Genomic DNA, 19,861 nt, shown 5'->3' on the forward strand with positions numbered 1-19,861 from the left:
GTCACCCAGGCCACCGGCGCCATGGCGGGCAGTCTCGAAGACCTGCAGCGCACCTCGGCGCGCACCAGCCAGATCCTGCTGCGCCACGCTTCGGAAACCGATCAGACCGTCACCGCCATCACCGAAATGAGCTCGACCGCCGACAGCGTGGCGCAGAACGCCGCGGAAACCGCAGCCTTCACCCAGCGCGCCAACGAAAACGCCGACCGTTCGCGGGTCGTAGTCGGTGAAGCGACCAACAGCGTGGTGGCGCTGATCGACGAAGTGGCCAGTGCCACGCAGAAAGTCGAGAACATGCAACAAGACGCCCAACGCATCACCGAGATTCTCGGGGTGATCGGCGCGATTGCCGGGCAGACCAACCTGTTGGCGCTCAACGCCGCCATTGAAGCGGCCCGCGCCGGCGAACAAGGTCGCGGTTTCGCCGTGGTTGCCGATGAAGTCCGTGCGCTCGCCGCCCGCACCCAGGCCAGCACCTCGGAGATCAACGAAATGCTCACCCGCCTGACTCAAGGCGTGAGTTCGTCGGTCAGCGCCATGGAAAACACCCAGGCCAGTTGCCAGTCCGCCGCCGACGCTACGGCGCGGGTCACCTCGGGGCTGGACGAAATGGCCGGTTCGGTCAGCCAGATCAACAGCCTCAGCACGCAGATCGCCACCGCCGCCGAGCAGCAAAGCGCGGTGACCGAAGAGATCAACCGCAGCATGGTGCAGATCCGCCACATGGTCGACGAACTGGTGCAAAGCGGCCAGACCAGCGAACTCAACACCCGCCAGCTGCTGGAAGCCAACAGCCGGGTCAGCGCGATCATGGGCCGTTTCAAGGTCCGTTGACTCCCCGCTTTTCTGTAGGAGCTGCCGAAGGCTGCGATCTTTTGATCTTGTTTTTAAAAAATCAAAATCAAAAGATCGCAGCGTGCCGCAGCTCCTACAGGGCTGACAGATTTGTAATGCCTCACTCAGCAGCCTGTCAGGCTTGATCCACGATCATCCTGCCAGCCTGCCCGGTATCAATTTGCAACACTCCGTTGATACCGGGTCGGATAATCCGGTCAAAATGGCCGCCTGCACATGTTCTGTGGTGAGGGGATTTATCCCCGATGGCTTGCACAGCGGGCCTTATAAAGGGTCGCTTCGCGCCCATCGGGGATAAATCCCCTCACTACAGGTCATCATTGGTTTATCCGCGAGTCGAGAACCTTCTTATGCGAAATCCTTTGCAACTGGCCGCCCTCAGCGCCCTGCTCCTCTCCTCCCTGGCCCAGGCTGCCGACCTGATTCCGATCGAAGTGCACCGCGATGCCAATTGCGGCTGCTGCAAAAAATGGATCAGCCACCTCGAAGCCAACGGCTTCAAGGTCGAAGACCACGTCGAAAGCGACATGAGCCGTTTCAAGCAACAACACGGCGTGCCCCCGCGCCTGGGCTCGTGCCATACCGCGCTGATCAATGGCAAGTTCGTCGAGGGCCACGTGCCGGCTGAACAAGTGCGGGCCCTGAGCAAGCGCGACGACCTGCTGGGCGTGGCGGCGCCGGGGATGCCGATGGGTTCGCCGGGCATGGAAATGGATGGCATGAGCGATGCCTATCAAGTGATCGGCCTGAAGAAGGACGGCACTGACGTGGTGGTGGCGGACTACCCGGCGCATTGATGGCGGGTGCCTATCTCGGGCTGTTCGCGGCGGCGTTCGGTGCGGCGACGCTGTTGCCGCTGCAATCCGAAGCGCTGCTGGTCGGCTTGATCGTCAGCGAGCGTTACTGGCTGTGGGGGCTGCTGGCGGTGGCGACCCTGGGCAATGTGCTGGGCTCGCTGGTCAACTGGTGGCTGGGACGCAGCCTTGAACGTTTTCAGGATCGGCGCTGGTTTCCGGTCAGCGCCAAACATATGGCCCGCGCGCGCAAACACTATGAACGCTATGGCCACTGGTCGCTGCTGCTCAGCTGGCTGCCGGTGATTGGCGATCCGCTGACCCTGATTGCCGGCGTCATGCGCGAGCCTCTCGGGCGCTTTCTGCTGATTGTCAGCCTCGCCAAGGGTGCCCGTTACGCGGTAGTGGCGATGTTGACACTGGGTTGGCTCGGTTGAACATTTCGCCGCTGCGGTTGCCTGTGGTTAACGTCGCCCTAATCCCGCCGTTCCAGCATCGGCCGATTTCCATGGAGTTTGTCCTATGTCCGTCCCGCTGACCCGCTGGCTGCCCGGCCTGTTCCTGACTGCCGTGCTGCCGCTGTTTGCCCACGCGGCCACGCCTGCCGAGACCGCGCCCGACGCCGGCCGCACGTATGGCCCGGAGCTGCAAGGCTTCGAGTATCCGTACACGCTCAAGCATTTCGCCTTTCAGTCTCAGGGTAAATCCCTGCAGATGGGCTACATGGACGTCGCCGCCCACGGCAAGGCCAACGGCCGCACCGTGGTGTTGATGCACGGCAAGAATTTTTGCGCCGCCACCTGGGACAGCTCGATCAAGGCCTTGAGCGAAGCCGGCTATCGCGTGGTCGCCCCGGATCAGATCGGTTTCTGCACCTCGAGCAAACCCGATCACTATCAGTACAGCTTCCAGCAACTGGCGAGCAACACCCAGCAACTGCTCAAGGCGCTGGGCATCCAGAAAGCCACTCTGCTCGGTCACTCCACCGGCGGCATGCTCGCCACCCGCTATGCCTTGTTGTTCCCGGATCAGGTCGAGCAACTGGCGCTGGTCAACCCGATCGGACTGGAAGACTGGAAGGCCCTCGGCGTGCCGTATCGCACGGTTGATCAGTGGTATCAGCGCGAACTGAAGGTCACCGCGCAAGGCATTCGCGATTACGAGCGCACCACCTATTACGACGGCCGCTGGAAACCGGAATACGAGCGCTGGGTCGAGATGCTTGCCGGCCTGAGCAATGGCCCGGGCAAAACCCAGGTGGCATGGAACTCGGCGCTGATCTACGACATGATCTTCACTCAGCCGGTGTACTACGAGTTCAAGGACCTGAAAATGCCGACCCTGTTGCTGATCGGCATGTCCGACAGCACGGCCATCGGCAAAGACCTCGCCTCACCCGAGGTCAAGGCGAAAATCGGCCACTATGACGTGCTCGGCAAGCAGGTCGCGCAGTTGATTGCGCAATCGACGCTGGTGGAGTTCCCCGGCCTCGGCCACGCGCCGCAGATGGAAGAACCGGCAAAGTTTCATCAGGCCTTGCTCGGCTGGCTGAACAACCCCAATCCCGTTCGTTGATGAGGTAAGACTGATGGCGGTGCAGATTGCAGTGATCGATGACTGGCAGGACGTGGCACGGGATGTGGTCGATTGGTCGGCGCTCGACAGCATCGGCGAAGTGACGTTTGTGCATGACTACCCGGCGGACAACGCCACCCTGGCCGAACGTCTGAGCCAGTACCAGGTGATCTGCGTGATGCGCGAGCGCACGCGGTTCGACCACGACCTGCTGCAGCGCCTGCCCAACCTCAAACTGCTGGTCACCGGCGGCATGCGCAACGCGGCGTTGGACATGCAGGCTGCCGCCAGCTTCGGGATCAAAGTCTGTGGCACCGACAGCTACAAGCACGCGGCGCCGGAACTGACCTGGGCGCTGATCATGGCCGGCACACGCAATCTGCTCAATGAAGCCAATTCCCTGCGCGCCGGCGGCTGGCAGACAGGGTTGGGCGGTGATCTGCATGGCAAGACCCTGGGCATCCTCGGTCTGGGCAGCATCGGCCAGAAGGTCGCGCAATTCGGTCAGGTGTTCGGCATGCGCGTGATCGCCTGGAGCGAAAACCTCACCGCTGAACGTGCCCAGCAGGCCGGCGTGAGCTACGTCAGCAAACAGCAACTGTTCGAACAGGCCGACATATTGTCGGTGCATCTGGTGCTCAGCGAGCGCAGCCGCGGACTGGTCGATGCGCAAGCGCTGGACTGGATGAAACCCACCGCGCTGCTGGTCAACACTGCGCGCGGGCCGATTGTTGATGAAGCGGCGCTGATCAAGGCGTTGCAGAAACAGAAGATCGCCGGCGCTGCGCTGGACGTGTTCGATCAGGAACCGCTGCCGGCGCTGCACCCGTTTCGCACCCTGGATAACGTACTGGCGACACCGCATGTCGGGTATGTAAGCCAGCAGAACTATGAGCAGTTCTTTGCGCAGATGATCGAGGATATTCAGGCGTGGGCGGCGGGGAACCCAATCAGAACCCTGAACTGAGCCCCCTGTAGGAGCTGCCGAAGGCTGCGATCTTTTGATTTTGTTTTTAAAAAGCAAGATCAAAAGATCGCAGCCTTCGGCAGCTCCTACAGGGTTGATCAACAAATCTCGCACCGCAACGGTGCACCTTCCCTCCCCGCTAGCACAACATCGTGACCGCCCGGTCACCGTTTTGGCCCTCTCCCGCAAAAAAATCTGCACTTCGTCGGTGCGTTCCGGTCTGCAAAGCAGGTAATTCAATGCCTCCCGACCGATTGTCGAACAATTTACCCATTCGCTCTCGCCCGCTCTAGGATCTGGCCTAGACTGATTTTTTGCGGTTAAAACCGCTCGGTCACAAAGTCGAAAAATAGTCGAAACTTTCGCTGATTGCGGCGGGTCATCTGCAGCACAGGGGCAACGTGACTGGTGCAATCCTTGCAACGCCCCCTTCACCCATTCTGCTTGCGCGTGTTGGGTAGCGTTTTGCTCACCAATGCGTGGCGCGTTTGCGCCCGGCCACAGGATTTGGCCATAGTTTGTTCGAGACAAGAATCAGATCAACGATACGGGAGATTCATATGATCAGTGCGGCATTGGAAATTCAGGGAGAGCGTGCTCAGCAGACGTTTGGCGAGTCGAGCACGGTAGGTATTCCCGCTAGCCGGTCGATCAACGTCCCGGGTACCAAAACGCTGACGCCCGTCGCCAGCCAGAATCCCAACAAGAAGAAAGTGTTGTTCGTCACTTCGGAAATCGCCGACCTGGTGAAGACCGGCGGACTGGGTGACGTCTCCGCGGCCCTGCCCCGCGCGATGGCGCATCTGCACGATGTGCGCGTGCTGATCCCCGGTTATCCGCAGGTGATGCACAGCGATAACCCGATTCACGTCATCGGCGAACTCGGTGGCCATGCCGCGCTGCCACCGTGCAAGATCGGGCGCATGGACATGCCCGATGGTCTGGTGATCTACGTATTGATCTGTCCCGAACTCTATGAGCGCGAAGGTTCGCCTTACGGCGCCAACAACGGCCGTGACTGGCCGGACAACCATATTCGCTTCGCCCGTCTGGGCCTGGCCGCTGCCGACATCGCCGCCAATCTCGCACAAATTCACTGGTGCCCGGATCTGGTGCATGCCCATGACTGGCCCGCCGGCCTCGCGCCTGCCTATATGCACTGGCGTGGTCAGCGCACCCCGACCCTGTTCACCATTCACAACCTGGCTTACCAGGGCGTGATCAGTCTGGGCTCCTGCCCGGAGCTGGGCATTCCCGATCATGCCCTGCAACAGGAAGGCATGGAGTTCTACGGCAAGATGTCGTTCCTCAAGGCCGGCATGGCCTATTCGAGCCACATCACCACGGTCAGCGCGACCTACGCGCAAGAGATCACCACCCCGGATTTCGGCTGCGGCCTCGACGGTTTCCTCGCCTCGAAGACGCAACAAGGCCTGCTCAGCGGCATTCCCAACGGCATCGACGAGAGCTGGGACGCGGCGACTGATCCGCACCTGTTCGCGCCGTTTCAGATTGGCGACTGGGAAGGCAAGGCGATCAACGCCGCCCATGTTCGCGAACTGTTCGGCCTGCACGACTCCACCGGCCCACTGTTCGCCGTGGTCTCGCGTCTGGTCTATCAGAAAGGTCTGGACCTGACTCAAGCGGTGTCCGAGTACATCGTGCAGAACGGCGGCCAGATCGCAATCATCGGTCGCGGCGAGCCGGAAGAAGAACAAGCCATGCGTGAACTGGCGCTGCGCTTCCCCGGGCAGATCGGCGTGCGCATCGGCTTCAATGAAACCGACGCCCGACGCATGTTCGCCGGCAGCGATTTCCTGCTGATGCCATCGCGCTATGAGCCTTGCGGCCTGAGCCAGATGTATGCGCAGCGTTTCGGCTCGTTGCCGGTGGCGCGCAATACCGGCGGGCTGGCCGACACCATCGAGAATGGCGTCACTGGTTTCCTGTTCGATGAGTCCACCGTTGACAGCTACCGCGAAGCCCTGAGCCGCGCGTTCAAGGTGTTCGCCTTCCCCGAGCTGCTCAATGCCATGCGCTGCCGGGCCATGGCCGCGCCGTTCAACTGGTCCAAAGCGGTTGAACCGTACGCCGAACTCTACGAACAACTGGTCGCCAAGGCGCTGGGTAAAACTCACCACAAATAACCACGGAGGGTCACCACAATGCCGTCACGGTCTATTGAAACCTGGCCCCACGGCGCGATCTTGCTGGATGCCGAACACACGCAATTTGCGCTGTGGGCACCGGATGCGTTTTACGTGAGTGTCGAACTGGAAAACGACCAGTCGCTGCCGATGCTGCCCCAGGCAGACGGCTGGTTTGTCATCAAGGCCCGCTGCCCGGCGGGCAGTCGCTACCGCTTCAACATCGACGGCGAACTGGAGGTGCCCGACCCGGCCTCCCGCGCCCAGGACGGCGACCTTGACCGCCACAGTGTGGTGGTCGATCCGCTGGCCTATGACTGGCGCCACACCACCTGGCACGGTCGGCCGTGGAGCGAAGCGGTGATTTACGAGCTGCACGTCGGTGCGCTCGGCGGCTTTGCCAAAGTCGAGCAACACCTTGGGCGTCTGGCGGAACTCGGGATCACCGCCATCGAGCTGATGCCGCTGGCGCAATTCCCTGGCGATCGCAACTGGGGCTACGACGGCGTTCTGCCCTACGCGCCACAAGCGTCCTATGGCACGCCGGAACAACTCAAACACCTGATCGACACTGCCCACGGCCATGGCCTGGCGGTAATTCTCGACGTGGTTTACAACCACTTCGGCCCCGACGGCAATTATCTGGGGCGCTACGCCAAAGGCTTCTTCCGCGAAGATAAGCACACGCCGTGGGGCGCAGCAATCGACTTCCGCCGCCGCGAAGTGCGGGACTTCTTCATCGAAAACGCCTTGATGTGGCTGCTCGAATACCGCTTCGACGGCCTGCGCCTGGACGCGGTGCACGCTATCGAAAGTGAAGACTTCCTCCCGGAACTGGCGCAGCGCATTCGCCAGCAGGTCGACCCGAGCCGTCACGTCTGGCTGACCGTGGAGAACGAACACAATCAGGCCAGTCTGCTCGAAGAGCATTACGACGCACAGTGGAACGACGACGGGCATAACGCCCTGCATGTACTGCTGACTGGCGAAACCGACGCTTACTACGCCGATTACGCGCAGCAACCGACCGCACAACTGGCGCGCTGCCTGAGCCAGGGTTTCGTGTTCCAGGGCCATCTAAATCGCCATGGCGAAGCGCGTGGCGAGCCCAGCGAACACCTGCCCTCCACCGCCTTCGTGTTGTTTTTGCAGAATCACGACCAGATCGGCAACCGCGCCTTTGGCGAACGTCTGCATCAACTGGCTGACCCGCGGGCGCTGCAAGCGGCCACCGTGCTGTTGCTGCTGTCGCCAATGATTCCGCTGATGTTCATGGGCGACGAGTTTGCCGCCGAGCAGCCGTTCCTGTTTTTCACCAGCCACCACGGCGAACTCGCCGACCTGGTGCGCGAAGGCCGGCGCAATGAATTCGCCGCGTTCAGCGCCTTCACCGACCCGCACAAGCGCGAACAGATTCCTGATCCGAATGCCGAACAGACCTTCCATGCCTCGCAACCACGCCTGACCGGCAACGGATCTGCCTACCAGCAGCAAACCCTCGCGCTGTACCGGCAACTGCTGCAGCTGCGCCACCAGCACATCATCCCCCATCTGCCCGGCACTCACGCTCTCGGCGCGCAGACGCTCGGCCGTGGCGCGGTCAGTGCGCGCTGGCGCCTGGGCGATGGCAGCGAGCTGCGAATTGACCTGAACCTCAGCGATACGCCAGTGGTCAACCCTCCACTGGGTAACGCCACGCGCCTGTTTCAGCAGCCGCCGGCCGTTGCCCCTACGGAACCGGGCCAACTGCCCGCGTATTGCGCGCTTGTCAGCCTCACGGCCGCAACCCCCTTGCAACCCTTGGATGGAGAGCGCCTATGAGCGATGCGCAACTGGAAATTCTCGCCAGCAGAGCTGGTCTTGCCGTTGACTGGATCGACGCCAACGGCCGCCCGCAAAAAGTCGCCCCGGCGGTGCTGCGCAATGTCCTCACCGGCCTTGGCCATCCGGCCAATACCGCGCAGGAGATCGATGCCAGCCTGCTGCAATTGCAACAGGCACAACAGGATCCGCAGCTGCCGCCGCTGCTCACCGCCGACTTCGGGGTCGGCGTCGATCTGGCGCTTTATTTTGCCCCGCAGACGCCGTGTGAAATCCATCTGGAAGATGGCTCGCGGCTCAACCTCAAACTGGATGACAAAGCCATGCTGCCGGGGCTGGTCCCGGTCGGCTATCAACAGGTGCATATCGCCGATCAGTATTTCACCCTGGCGGTGGCGCCGGAGCGTTGCTTCAGCGTCGCCGATGCGGTGGACAACCCGATCCCGCGGGTCTGGGGCCTGAGCGCGCAGCTATATGGTCTGCGGCGCCCCGGCGATTGCGGTTTCGGTGACACGCAGGCACTGGAGGAACTGGTGCGGGTCGCCGGCGAGCGCGGTGCCGATGCCGTGGCGATCAGCCCGCTGCACGCGATGTTCAGCGCCGACACCAGCCGCTACAGCCCCTACTCACCGTCGAGCCGTCTGTTTCTCAACTCGCTGTATGCAGCGCCGGGAACCATTCTCGGTGAACGTGCGCTGCGCGATGCGATCGACGCCAGTGGTCTGGCCGAGCAGTTCCAGCATCTGGAAGACCTGAAACTGATCGACTGGCCCACTGCCGCAGAAGCCAAACAAAAATTGCTCCAAGCGTTGTACGACGGTTTTGTCGCCGGCGAGCATCCGCTGCACCCGGACTTCGCCAGTTTCCGCCACAGCGGCGGCGAAGCCCTGGAAAATCATTGCCGCTTCGAGGCCATTCAGGAAATGCGCACCGCCCGTGGCGAAAGCCTCGACTGGCGCGAATGGCCCGAGCACTGGCGCGACCCGCGCGGCGCCGCACTTGAAGCGTTCGCCGAGGAATACGCCGAGCGCATCGGCTACTTCGCCTTTTGCCAATGGCTGATCCATCGCTGCCTGGAGCGCGCACAGACCGCTGCGCGCAGCGCCGGCATGGGCATTGGTCTGATCGCCGACCTCGCCGTCGGGGCCGATGGCGCCGGCAGTCAGGCCTGGAGTTTTCAGGATGAATTGCTCGCCTCGCTGACCGTCGGCGCACCTCCGGACATTCTCAACCGCTCCGGTCAGGGCTGGGGGATCTCCGCGTTTTCCCCGGAAGGCCTGATCCGCAACGGCTTCCGCGCCTTTATCGACATGCTGCGCGCCAACTTCGCCCATGCCGGCGGGTTGCGCATCGACCATGTGATGGGCCTGCAACGTTTATGGGTGATCCCTAATGGTGCGGCGCCATCCGATGGCGCGTACCTGTATTACCCGGTGGACGACATGCTGCGCCTGCTGACACTCGAATCCCATCGCCATCAGGCGATTGTCCTCGGCGAAGACCTCGGCACCGTTCCCGATGGCCTGCGCGAAAAGCTCAGCGCACGCGCGATTCTCGGCATGCGCGTGCTGCTGTTCGAACAGGACAATACCCGGTTCAAACCGATTCTCGACTGGCCGGATAACGCCCTGGCCACCCCCACTACTCACGACCTGCCAACGCTCAACGGCTGGTGGCATGGCCGTGATATCGACTGGAATGCACGCCTGGGCCTTGTCGATGCCAACGGTGAAATTGACTGGCGCCGCCATCGTCAGCGCGAACGTGAAGGTTTGCGCAGCGCCTTGAGTCAGGACCCGCAAAACTTCCGCGAAGAATCCCACGAAGCCGATCAGGTGCTGGACGCCGCCGTGCGTTTCCTCGGGCATACCCGGGCGCCGCTGGTGTTGCTGCCGCTGGAGGATGCCCTGGGCATCGACGAGCAGGCCAACCTGCCCGGCACCATTGACAGCCACCCGAACTGGTCGCGGCGCCTGCCCGGTAACAGCGAAGCACTGCTCGACGGCGTCGATGCGGCACGTCGTCTGGAACTGCTGGCCTGCGCGCGCCTTCAGGCAGCCGAGCGTGACCAATGAATCAGATGCATATCCAACCCTTGCGCGCGACCTTGCGCCTGCAATTTCACAAAGGCTTCACCCTCGACCAAGCGGTACCGCTGGTGCCGTACTTTGCCAGCCTCGGCATCAGCCACATCTATGCCTCGCCGCTGCTCGCGGCGCGGGCCGGCTCGATGCACGGCTACGACGTGGTCGACCCGACCCAGGTCAACCCGGAACTCGGCGGCGAGCCGGCACTGCGGCGGCTGGTCAGCACCTTGCGCGAACACAAGATGGGGCTGATCCTCGACATCGTCTCCAACCATATGGCGGTCGGCGGCGGTGACAATCCATGGTGGCTCGACCTGCTGGAATGGGGACGCCTGAGCCCGTACGGCGAGTTCTTCGACATCCAGTGGCACTCGCCGGACCCGCTGATGGAAGGCCAGTTGCTGCTGCCGTTTCTCGGCAGCGATTACGGCGTTGCCCTGCAGGAAGGCACGCTGAAGCTGCAATTCGATGCGCAACAAGGGCGCTTCCATGTCGAGCATTACGAGCATCACTTCCCGATCTGCCCGAATGCCTACGGCGAATTGCTCAATTCCATCGAAGCGCTGAAGCCGCTGGCCGATCGCTTCAGCGCCTTGAGCTATCAGACCGATGCGCATTCGCTGGCAATTGCCCTCAAGCAAGAGCTGCGCGAGCTGGCAGGCAATCCGCAGATTCTTGCCGCTATTGAGCGCAATCTGGCGCAGTACGATTCCACCAGCGCTGAAGGTTTCGACAAGCTGCATCAGTTGCTGGAACGGCAAAGTTACCGTCTCGCCAGTTGGCGTACCGCGGCGGATGACATCAACTGGCGGCGCTTTTTCGACATCAACGAACTCGGCGGCTTGCGCGTCGAGCGTCCGGCGGTGTTCGAAGCGACTCACGGAAAAATATTCGAGTTGATCGCCGAAGGCCTGGTCGACGGTCTGCGCATCGACCACATCGACGGCCTCGCCGATCCGCGCGGTTACTGCCGCAAGCTGCGTCGGCGCCTCGACCAGCTCGCCCCCGACCGGCACTTGCCGATCTACGTCGAGAAGATTCTCGGTGAAGGCGAAACCCTGCGCCGCGACTGGATGGTGGATGGCAGCACCGGTTACGAATTCATGAATCAGCTGTCGCTGCTGCAACATGACCCGGACGGCGAACACGTGCTCGGCGATCTGTGGCAGCGCCGCACTGAACGCCCGGCGGCATTCATAGAAGAAGCGCAACTGGCGCGCCAGCAGATTCTCAACGGCTCGCTGGCCAGCGATTTCGAAAGCGTCGCCCAGGCGCTGCTGCAAGTGGCGCGGGACGACTTGATGACCCGCGACCTGACCCTCGGCGCGATCCGCCGGGTGTTGCAGGCGCTGATCGTGCACTTCCCGGTGTATCGCACTTACGTCAGTGCACTGGGGCGCTCGGCGCAGGATGAACAATTCTTCCAGCAGGCCATGGACGGTGCCCGCCAAACCCTGAGCGAAAGCGACTGGCCGGTGCTCGACAACGTCGCCGCGTGGCTCGGTGGCACGCCGTGGCGGCACAAGCCGCGCGGGCGTTCGCGCAAGATCCTCAAACACGCCTGCGTGCGCTTCCAGCAACTGACTTCACCGGCAGCGGCCAAAGCCGTGGAAGACACCGCGCTGTATCGCTCGGCGGTGCTGCTGTCGCGCAATGACGTCGGCTACAACACTGAACAATTCAGCGCGCCGCTGAGTGACTTCCACGCGACCAATCAGCAGCGCATGGACGCATTTCCCGACAACCTGCTGGCCACCGCCACCCACGACCACAAACGTGGTGAGGACACCCGCGCGCGGCTGGCGGTGCTCAGCGAACGCAGCCACTGGTACGCCGAACAAGTCGAATTGTGGCGCGCCCTTGCCCGACCGCTGCGCGACGATGATCAACTGCCCTCTTCCGGCGACGAACTGATCCTCTATCAGGCGCTGCTCGGCAGTTGGCCGCTGCAGTTGCGTGAGGACGACCGGCAAGGGTTCGCTGACTACGCCGAGCGCATCTGGCAGTGGCAACAGAAAGCCCTGCGCGAGGCCAAGCTGCAAAGCAGCTGGAGTGCGCCCAACGAAGCCTACGAAAACGCTGCACAGACCTTCACCCAACGCCTGCTGACCGGCGACGAAGGTGAACTGCTGCGCGCGGCACTTAGCAAGACCGTCAACAGCATCGCCGCCGCCGGCGCCCTGAATGGTCTGGCGCAAACCTTGCTGCGCATGACCGTGCCGGGGGTGCCGGATCTGTATCAGGGCAACGAGTTCTGGGACTTCAGCCTGGTCGATCCGGACAACCGCCGGCCGGTGGATTACCCCGCTCGCGAGCAGGCCCTGCACGCACACGCGCCGCTTGAGGAGCTGTTGGCTAACTGGCGTGACGGGCGCATCAAGCAAGCGTTGATCGCCGAGGTGCTGAACCTGCGTGCCGAACACGCCGAGCTGTTCCGGCGCGGCTCGTACCAGCCCCTGGAGGTGCTGGGCAGCCAGGCGCACAACGTGCTCGCGTTCGCCCGTGAACACGAGGGCCTGTACGCCATCGTGATCGTTCCGGTGCGTTGCGCGACGCTGCTGGAAAACAGTGCGCTACCGCAGGTCGATGCGCTGCGCTGGGGCGATACGCGGGTGGTTTTACCGTTCGCCGCCTCCGACACAAACCTGAAGGGACTTTTTCACAGCAGCGCAGTCACAAAAAACAGAGAGCTGAACGTCAGCGCCGCGCTGGGGGAAGTCCCGGTCAATCTCTTTACCCAACTCTTTACGTAACGACGAGTTCAGTTCAGGAGCATTGCGATGAGCACCGACGATAAACGCATCCGCGAGTTCGCCTATCAAATCTGGGAATCAGAAGGCAAACCGGAAGGCCACGAAGCCCGCCATTGGGAAATGGCGCGCAAGCTGGCTGAAGCCGAGGCCCTGGCGCCGAAGAAATCACCGAAAGCGGCGGGCAGCAAAACCGCTGGCAAGACTGCCAGCAAAGACACCGACAGCAAGGCTGCAGCGGCCAAGCCCAAGGCGCCTGCGCCAGCCAAGGCCAAGCCGGCCAGCGCCGCCAAAGTCGTCCCGCCGGGTGAAAAGTCCGCCGAGAAAAAGCCTCGGGCAGCACGCAAGCCCCCGGCCAACTGACACACCCGGACCATTGAACTGAATGACCGCGTGGCGAGTTCGCTCGCCACCGAGGGCCAACTCGTCCTCAAGAAATGTAAAAAACACTGACTCCTACTGGATAGTATTTTGTGGTGAGGGGATTCATCCCCGATGGGTCGCGCAGCGGCCCCCAAAGCAGCAACGGCGATGCTTCAGACATTGCGCGTGCACTGGTTTTGCGACTGCTTCGCAGCCGATCGGGGATAAATCCCCTCGCCACACAGCTCGCTCCCGGCGGTCGTCGGTGTCATCCGAATTTTATCGTTTTGCAGGAGCAATCATGACCCGTCCAAAGAAAGCCGAGCCCGCAGCGCCGGTCGAGCCGTCGAGAATCCGTGAAGGCCTGCCCTTCCCGCTGGGTGCGACCTGGGATGGTCTGGGGGTCAACTTCGCGCTGTTTTCCGCCAACGCGACCAAGGTTGAACTGTGCATTTTCGATGATACCGGTGAGGTTGAACTGGAACGCATCGAACTGCCGGAATACACCGACGAGATCTACCACGGCTATCTGCCAGACGCGCACCCGGGGCTGATCTACGGCTATCGCGTCTACGGCCCGTATGACCCGGCCAACGGCCACCGTTTCAACCACAACAAACTGCTGATCGACCCCTACGCCAAGCAACTGGTCGGCGAGTTGAAATGGTCCGAAGCGCTGTTCGGCTACACCATCGGCCACCCGGACGCCGACCTCAGTTTCGACGAACGCGACAGCGCGCCATTCGTGCCCAAATGCAAAGTCATCGACCCGGCACACACCTGGGGCAACGACCAGCGCGTCAGCGTGCCATGGGACAAGACGATCATTTATGAAACCCATGTGCGCGGCATCAGCATGCGTCACCCCTCGGTGCCGGAGAACGTGCGCGGCACCTTCGCCGGGCTGATGGCGGACGACGTGGTGGAACACATCCGCAAGCTCGGCGTGTCCTCGGTGGAACTGCTGCCGATCCATGCCTTCGTCAATGACCAGCACTTGCTGCAAAAAGGCATGACCAACTACTGGGGCTACAACAGCATCGCGTTTTTCGCCCCGGACCCGCGCTACCTCGCCAGCGGCAAGATCGCCGAGTTCAAGGAAATGGTCGCGCACCTGCACGACGCCAACCTCGAAGTGATCCTCGACGTGGTCTACAACCACACCGCCGAGGGCAACGAGCAAGGCCCGACCCTGTCGATGCGCGGCATCGACAACGCCTCGTACTACCGCTTGATGCCCGACGACAAGCGTTACTACATCAACGATTCCGGGACCGGCAACACTCTGGACCTGAGTCACCCATGCGTACTGCAAATGGTCACCGACTCGCTGCGTTACTGGGCCAGCGAGATGCATGTCGACGGTTTCCGCTTCGACCTCGCGACCATCCTCGGGCGTTATCACGACGGTTTCGACGAGCGCCACAGTTTCCTCGTTGCCTGCCGTCAGGACCCGGTGCTGCGTCAGGTGAAAATGATCGCCGAACCGTGGGACTGTGGCCCCGGCGGCTATCAGGTCGGGCACTTCCCGCCGGGCTGGGTCGAGTGGAACGACAAGTTCCGCGACACCGTGCGTGCGTTCTGGAAAGGCGACGACGGCCAGATCGCCGACTTCGCCAGCCGCATGACCGCCTCCGGTGAGATGTTCAATCAGCGTGGGCGGCGGCCGTATTCGTCGGTGAACTTCATCACCGCGCACGACGGTTTCACCCTCAATGATCTGGTGTCGTACAACGACAAGCACAACGAGGCCAACGACGAGAACAACCAGGACGGCAGCAACAACAACCTGTCGTGGAACCACGGCGTCGAAGGCCCGACTGACGACCCGGAAATCAATGCGCTGCGCCACCGGCAGATGCGCAACTTCTTCGCCACCCTGCTGCTGGCCCAAGGCACGCCGATGATCGTTGCCGGCGACGAATTCGCCCGCACTCAAGATGGCAATAACAACGCCTATTGCCAGGACAGCGAGATCGGCTGGGTCAACTGGGACCTGAGCGAGGACGGCAAGGCGTTGCTCAAGTTCGTCAAACGCCTGATCAAGCTGCGTCTGGCTTACCCGATCCTGCGCCGCGGACGTTTCCTGGTCGGCGAATACAACGAGGAAATCGGCGTCAAGGACGTGACCTGGCTCGCCCCGGACGGCACCGAGATGACCACCGAACACTGGCACGACGCGCATAACCGCTGCATGGGCATGCTCCTCGATGGCCGCGCGCAGGAAACCGGGATCCGCCGCAAGGGCGCCGATGCGACCCTGCTGCTGGTGGTCAACGCGCACCACGACATCGTCAACTTCACCCTGCCGGAAGTCCCCGAAGGCAGTTTCTGGACGTGCATGGTCGACACCAACCAGCCGGCGATTCGCGGTCAGGAACGCTTCGACTTTGGCCATGAATATTCCGTGACCGGGCGCTCGTTGCTGCTGTTCGAACTGCAACGCGTAGATGAAGAAGACTGATATGGACTTGCATAATTATCTGGCGCGGCGCCCGCCGGATTATCGCGACACGGCGGCGCTCGGCCAGTGCCTGCGGGCATTGGTCGAGGCCGGGCTGGACCAGTTGCCGTTACCCGGCAGTGGCCGCACGCTGGAGCGCTTTCAGCGTCTGGCGGAGGTCGCTGGCCACGATCTGGGCTTATGCAAACTGTATGAAGGCCACACCGACGCGCTGGCGATCATCGAACAACTCGGTGGCTCGCCCACGCCCGGCAGCACTTGGGGCATGTGGGCGGCGGAACCGCCGCAGGCGCGGGTGCAGGTGCGACCGGTCGGGCACATGGTCCGCCTCGACGGGCGCAAGGCCTGGTGCTCCGGCGCGTCCGTGCTCAGCCATGCGCTGCTCACTGCGTGGGACGCTGACGACCGCCAGCAACTGGTGGCGGTGGCGCTCGATCAACCGGGCGTGAGCATCACCAATGACGGCTGGCAGGCGGTCGGCATGGCCGCCACCGGCAGCGTCGAAGTGCTGTTCGACGGCGCCGAAGCACAGGCCATCGGCAACCCCGGCGACTACCTGCAACGTCCGGGGTTCTGGCAAGGCGGAATCGGCATCGCCGCATGCTGGTACGGCGCCACGCAGCAGATTGCTCAAGCGCTACGCCAACACTGCGCGCAACGCCCGGAACCGCATGCACTGGCCCATCTCGGCGCGGTCGATAGCGCTTTGAGTGCAGCGGCCAATGTCCTGCGCTTCAGCGCGCTGCACATCGACACCCATCCCCAGGCCGATGCCGAACTGCTCGCCCGACGCGCGCGCGCCGTGGTCGAACACAGCGCCGAACAGATCCTGCGTGAGGTAGGACGCGCGCTGGGGGCCGGGCCGTTCTGCAAGGACCGGCATTTTGCGCAGCTGAGCGCGGATCTGCCGGTGTTCCTGCGGCAGAGCCACGCCGAGCGCGATCTGGCGGCGCTCGGCCAACAAATCGCCGACCAGCCCAAGGAGGCATGGACGCTATGATTGCCGCGCGCAAATCCAACCCGATCGTCGGTCAGGGCACGTCCCTGCAGCAATGGCAGCATTCGCGGCAACTGGCGGCGCTGGACAGCATTGATGTCCTCAGTCTGGTGCCGCCGGGTGCGCGGGCAGTGATCGTCGCGCCGCATCCCGACGATGAGGTACTGGGTTGCGGCGGCTTGTTGCAACTGCTGGCGGCAGCCGGTCGGCCATTGGAACTGATTTCCGTCACCGATGGCAGCGCCAGTCATCCCGGCTCCGCACGCTGGCCGGTGGAGCGCCTGAGTGTGATTCGCCCGCAGGAATCGGCGGAAGCGCTGCGACGTCTTGGCGTACCGCTGCACCGGATGAAATGGCTGCGCGGTGGTTTCACCGATACCCAGGTCGCCGCGCAGGAAACGGCGCTCGTCGAGTTCATCGAGCGCTACTTGCACCCCGGTGACGTGGTGTTCAGCACCTGGTGCGAAGACGGCCATTGCGATCACGAAGCGGTCGGTCGCGCCAGCATCGAAGCCGCCCGCCGCGTCGGCGCCACCTGTCATGAATTGCCGGTGTGGACCTGGCACTGGGCCGATCCCGAAGACGCCACGGTACCGTGGTACCGGGCGCGCAAGATTCTGTTATCGCCGGAACAGGTCGCACGTAAACGCCATGCGGTGCACGCCTTCGCGAGCCAACTGGAAGGCGACCCGCAGGCCGGATTGCCGCCGGTGCTGGCGCCCTATGTGCTGGAGCGTCTGCTGCAACCGTTCGAAGTGGTGTTTCTATGAGCGTCGATGATCGTTATTTCGACGGTTTGTTCCGGGCCAGCGACGACCCTTGGGCCTTTCGCGAGCGCTGGTACGAGCAGCGCAAACGCGCCATCACCCTGGCTGCCCTGCCCCGCGCCCACTATCGGGCGATCTTCGAGCCCGGTTGCGCCAATGGCGAACTCAGCGCCGAGCTGGCCGAACGCTGCGACCGCCTGCTGTGTTGCGATACCGCCAGTGCGGCGGTGAGTCTGGCGCGGACCCGTTTGAGTGTTTTCGAGCACGCCGAAGTGCGCCAGAGCCGCTTGCCCGGCGACTGGCCGCAGGAAAAATTCGACCTGATTGTATTTAGCGAAATCGGCTACTACCTCGACGCCCAGGATCTGACAGAAGTGATCCGGCGCATCGCTGACTCGCTGAGCGCCGACGGCCAATTGCTGGCCTGCCACTGGCGACCGCCGATTGACGAGTGCCCGCTGAATGCCCGTCAGGTTCACGACCTGATCCACGAACATCTGGCGCTGCCGCGGGTGGCACTGCACCAGGAAGCCGACTTCATTCTCGAGGTCTGGAGCCGCGAACCGCGCTCGGTGGCCGCGCTGGAGGGCCTGCGATGATCGGCATCCTGATTCCGGCGCACAACGAGGAAACGCTGCTCGGGCAATGCCTCAACGCGGCATTGCGCGCCAGCCGGCATGGGCTATTGGCCGGCGAGCCAGTGGAGATTCTGGTGGTACTCGACAGTTGCACCGACCGCTCGGCGCAGATTGTCAGCAACTTCCCGGTGCTGAGCCTGCAGATCGACGCACGCAACGTCGGTCAGGCTCGCGCTGCCGGGGCGCAGGTGCTGCTGGAGCGCGGCGCGCGCTGGATCGCCTGCACCGACGCCGACAGCCGGGTGGCCGAGGACTGGCTGGTAGCGCAGCTTGGGCTGGGGGCTGACGCGGTGTGCGGCACGGTGACCGTCGAGCAATGGGATCACGGCTTCGATGAGTCGGCGCAGATCCGTTATCACAGCCACTATCAGGCCCGCGACGGCCACCGGCACATCCATGGCGCCAACCTTGGCATCAGTGCTGACGCCTATCGCTCGGCCGGTGGATTCCCGCCGCTGGCTTGCGACGAGGACGTGCAACTGGTGCGGCGCCTGGAATTGTCCGGCGCCGATATCGCCTGGAGTCATCGTCCACAGGTGCACACCAGCGCCCGTCTGGACAGCCGGGCCAGGGGTGGATTCGGTGACTACTTGCGCAATCTGCTACAGATGGAAGAAAAAAAAGCGGATCAGATTGATCTGTGACGCGACGAACCGTCGATCTTGAGCAATACTCTGCTGCGCGGCAATCCAGGGTTCGGAGCGTCGCCCGGCAATTCACCCGCCTTCACGGGTCGCCCACGTCTGGTTGTTCACGGCGTCGGGACGACGGGGGGCAGACACAACAAGGACGTCACACCGATGAAACCGTTATCCCTCGGCGACAATTCGCTACCGGCGCAGATATGGAACAGCGCCCCGCAGCTTGAAAACATTCCCGTCATCAACACCCACACCCTCGTTCCGCCCGGCGCTCGCGCGGTGGTGGTCGCCCCGCATCCGGGCGATGAAGTGGTGACCTGCGGCGGTCTGCTGCAATTGCTGTCCAGCCTCGGCCATCCGTTGCAATTGCTCTCGATCACCGACGGCAGTGCGAGCCACCCCGGCTCGCGGCAATGGTCGGAAAAACGCCTGAGCGTGTTCCGCCCGCAGGAGAGCGTCGAAGCATTGCGCCGTCTCGGTTTGCCGATGCACAGCCTGAAATGGGTGCGCGGCGGGTTTACCGACAATGCATTGCTTGAGCGCGAAGCCGACATCGTCGAGTTCGTCGCACGCTATCTGCGCCCCGGCGATGTGGTGTTCAGCACCTGGCGCAATGATCGCAATGACGACCACGAAACGGTCGGCCGCGCCAGCGCGCGCGCAGCGGCCCAGGTCGGCGCCACGTTCCACGACGTGCCAGTCTGGGCCTGGCACTGGCCGGAACGCGACCAGGGTCTGATCCCTTGGGAACGTGCGCGCAAACTGCGCCTCGACACTTGGACCGTGGCGCGCAAGAGCCATGCCACCCACGCCTACGCCAGCCAGCTCAAGGGTGAACCGGCGATCGGCATTGCGCCACTGCTGCCGCCGGCGATCCTTGAACGGATGCGCTTGCCGTATGAGATTGTGTTTATCTGATTCTTTGCAGCAACCCGCTCCCACAGGGTTAGCGGCGCTTCATCAACTTTGCGCAACACCAGAAAAACCTGTGGGAG

The 19,861-nt window shown here is 62.9% G+C and carries 15 protein-coding genes and 1 pseudogene; all 16 read left to right on the forward strand.

Features of this window, described 5'->3' with window-relative positions; all coding sequences use genetic code 11:
• Window positions 1-306: 306 nt before the first annotated feature.
• A pseudogene (locus tag ACXR0M_RS26150) lies at window positions 307-834 on the forward strand (methyl-accepting chemotaxis protein); the annotation flags it as partial.
• Window positions 835-1,205: 371 nt separating this feature from the next.
• Window positions 1,206-1,652: a DUF411 domain-containing protein gene (locus ACXR0M_RS26155; protein WP_458834507.1), complete on the forward strand. Its 447-nt coding sequence runs from the start codon at window positions 1,206-1,208 to the stop codon at window positions 1,650-1,652.
• Window positions 1,652-2,086, forward strand: coding sequence for a YqaA family protein (locus ACXR0M_RS26160; protein ID WP_458834508.1), 435 nt, complete (start codon window positions 1,652-1,654; stop codon window positions 2,084-2,086). The genes ACXR0M_RS26155 and ACXR0M_RS26160 overlap by 1 nt, the downstream gene beginning before the upstream one ends.
• An 85-nt stretch (window positions 2,087-2,171) precedes the next feature.
• Complete coding sequence (locus tag ACXR0M_RS26165; protein WP_458834509.1) at window positions 2,172-3,224, forward strand: alpha/beta fold hydrolase; 1,053 nt, start codon at window positions 2,172-2,174, stop codon at window positions 3,222-3,224.
• A gap of 13 nt (window positions 3,225-3,237) precedes the next feature.
• On the forward strand, window positions 3,238-4,191 hold the full coding sequence (locus ACXR0M_RS26170) for a D-2-hydroxyacid dehydrogenase family protein (protein ID WP_458834510.1): 954 nt from the start codon (window positions 3,238-3,240) through the stop codon (window positions 4,189-4,191).
• Window positions 4,192-4,751: 560 nt separating this feature from the next.
• Entirely contained in the window at window positions 4,752-6,338 is a 1,587-nt protein-coding gene (glgA, locus tag ACXR0M_RS26175; protein ID WP_458834511.1) for a glycogen synthase GlgA, read from the forward strand.
• An 18-nt stretch (window positions 6,339-6,356) separates the two neighbouring features.
• On the forward strand, window positions 6,357-8,159 hold the full coding sequence (gene treZ / locus ACXR0M_RS26180; protein ID WP_458834512.1) for a malto-oligosyltrehalose trehalohydrolase: 1,803 nt from the start codon (window positions 6,357-6,359) through the stop codon (window positions 8,157-8,159).
• A complete protein-coding gene (malQ, locus tag ACXR0M_RS26185) occupies window positions 8,156-10,234 on the forward strand; it encodes a 4-alpha-glucanotransferase (protein ID WP_458834513.1) in 2,079 nt (692 codons plus the stop codon). The genes treZ and malQ overlap by 4 nt, the downstream gene beginning before the upstream one ends.
• Entirely contained in the window at window positions 10,231-12,999 is a 2,769-nt protein-coding gene (locus ACXR0M_RS26190; RefSeq protein WP_458834514.1) for a malto-oligosyltrehalose synthase, read from the forward strand. Before malQ ends, ACXR0M_RS26190 begins: the two co-directional genes overlap by 4 nt.
• Before the next feature lie 27 nt (window positions 13,000-13,026).
• On the forward strand, window positions 13,027-13,359 hold the full coding sequence (locus ACXR0M_RS26195; protein ID WP_458834515.1) for a DUF2934 domain-containing protein: 333 nt from the start codon (window positions 13,027-13,029) through the stop codon (window positions 13,357-13,359).
• A 301-nt stretch (window positions 13,360-13,660) separates the two neighbouring features.
• Window positions 13,661-15,823, forward strand: coding sequence for a glycogen debranching protein GlgX (gene glgX, locus ACXR0M_RS26200; protein ID WP_458834516.1), 2,163 nt, complete (start codon window positions 13,661-13,663; stop codon window positions 15,821-15,823).
• 1 nt (window position 15,824) lies between these two features.
• Window positions 15,825-16,823: an acyl-CoA dehydrogenase gene (locus ACXR0M_RS26205; RefSeq protein ID WP_458834517.1), complete on the forward strand. Its 999-nt coding sequence runs from the start codon at window positions 15,825-15,827 to the stop codon at window positions 16,821-16,823.
• Entirely contained in the window at window positions 16,820-17,590 is a 771-nt protein-coding gene (locus tag ACXR0M_RS26210; protein ID WP_458834521.1) for a PIG-L deacetylase family protein, read from the forward strand. The genes ACXR0M_RS26205 and ACXR0M_RS26210 overlap by 4 nt, the downstream gene beginning before the upstream one ends.
• The gene (locus tag ACXR0M_RS26215) at window positions 17,587-18,186 is read left to right on the forward strand and encodes a class I SAM-dependent methyltransferase (RefSeq protein ID WP_458834518.1); all 600 of its coding nucleotides are present in this window, start codon (window positions 17,587-17,589) and stop codon (window positions 18,184-18,186) included. The genes ACXR0M_RS26210 and ACXR0M_RS26215 overlap by 4 nt, the downstream gene beginning before the upstream one ends.
• Window positions 18,183-18,869 (forward strand): glycosyltransferase family 2 protein, encoded by a 687-nt coding sequence (locus tag ACXR0M_RS26220; RefSeq protein ID WP_458834519.1) that lies wholly within the window; start codon window positions 18,183-18,185, stop codon window positions 18,867-18,869. The genes ACXR0M_RS26215 and ACXR0M_RS26220 overlap by 4 nt, the downstream gene beginning before the upstream one ends.
• 156 nt (window positions 18,870-19,025) lie before the next feature.
• Window positions 19,026-19,784, forward strand: coding sequence for a PIG-L deacetylase family protein (locus tag ACXR0M_RS26225; protein ID WP_458834520.1), 759 nt, complete (start codon window positions 19,026-19,028; stop codon window positions 19,782-19,784).
• The last annotated feature ends 77 nt before the right edge of the window (window positions 19,785-19,861 follow it).

The sequence above is a fragment of the Pseudomonas sp. Eth.TT006 genome (assembly GCF_054456575.1).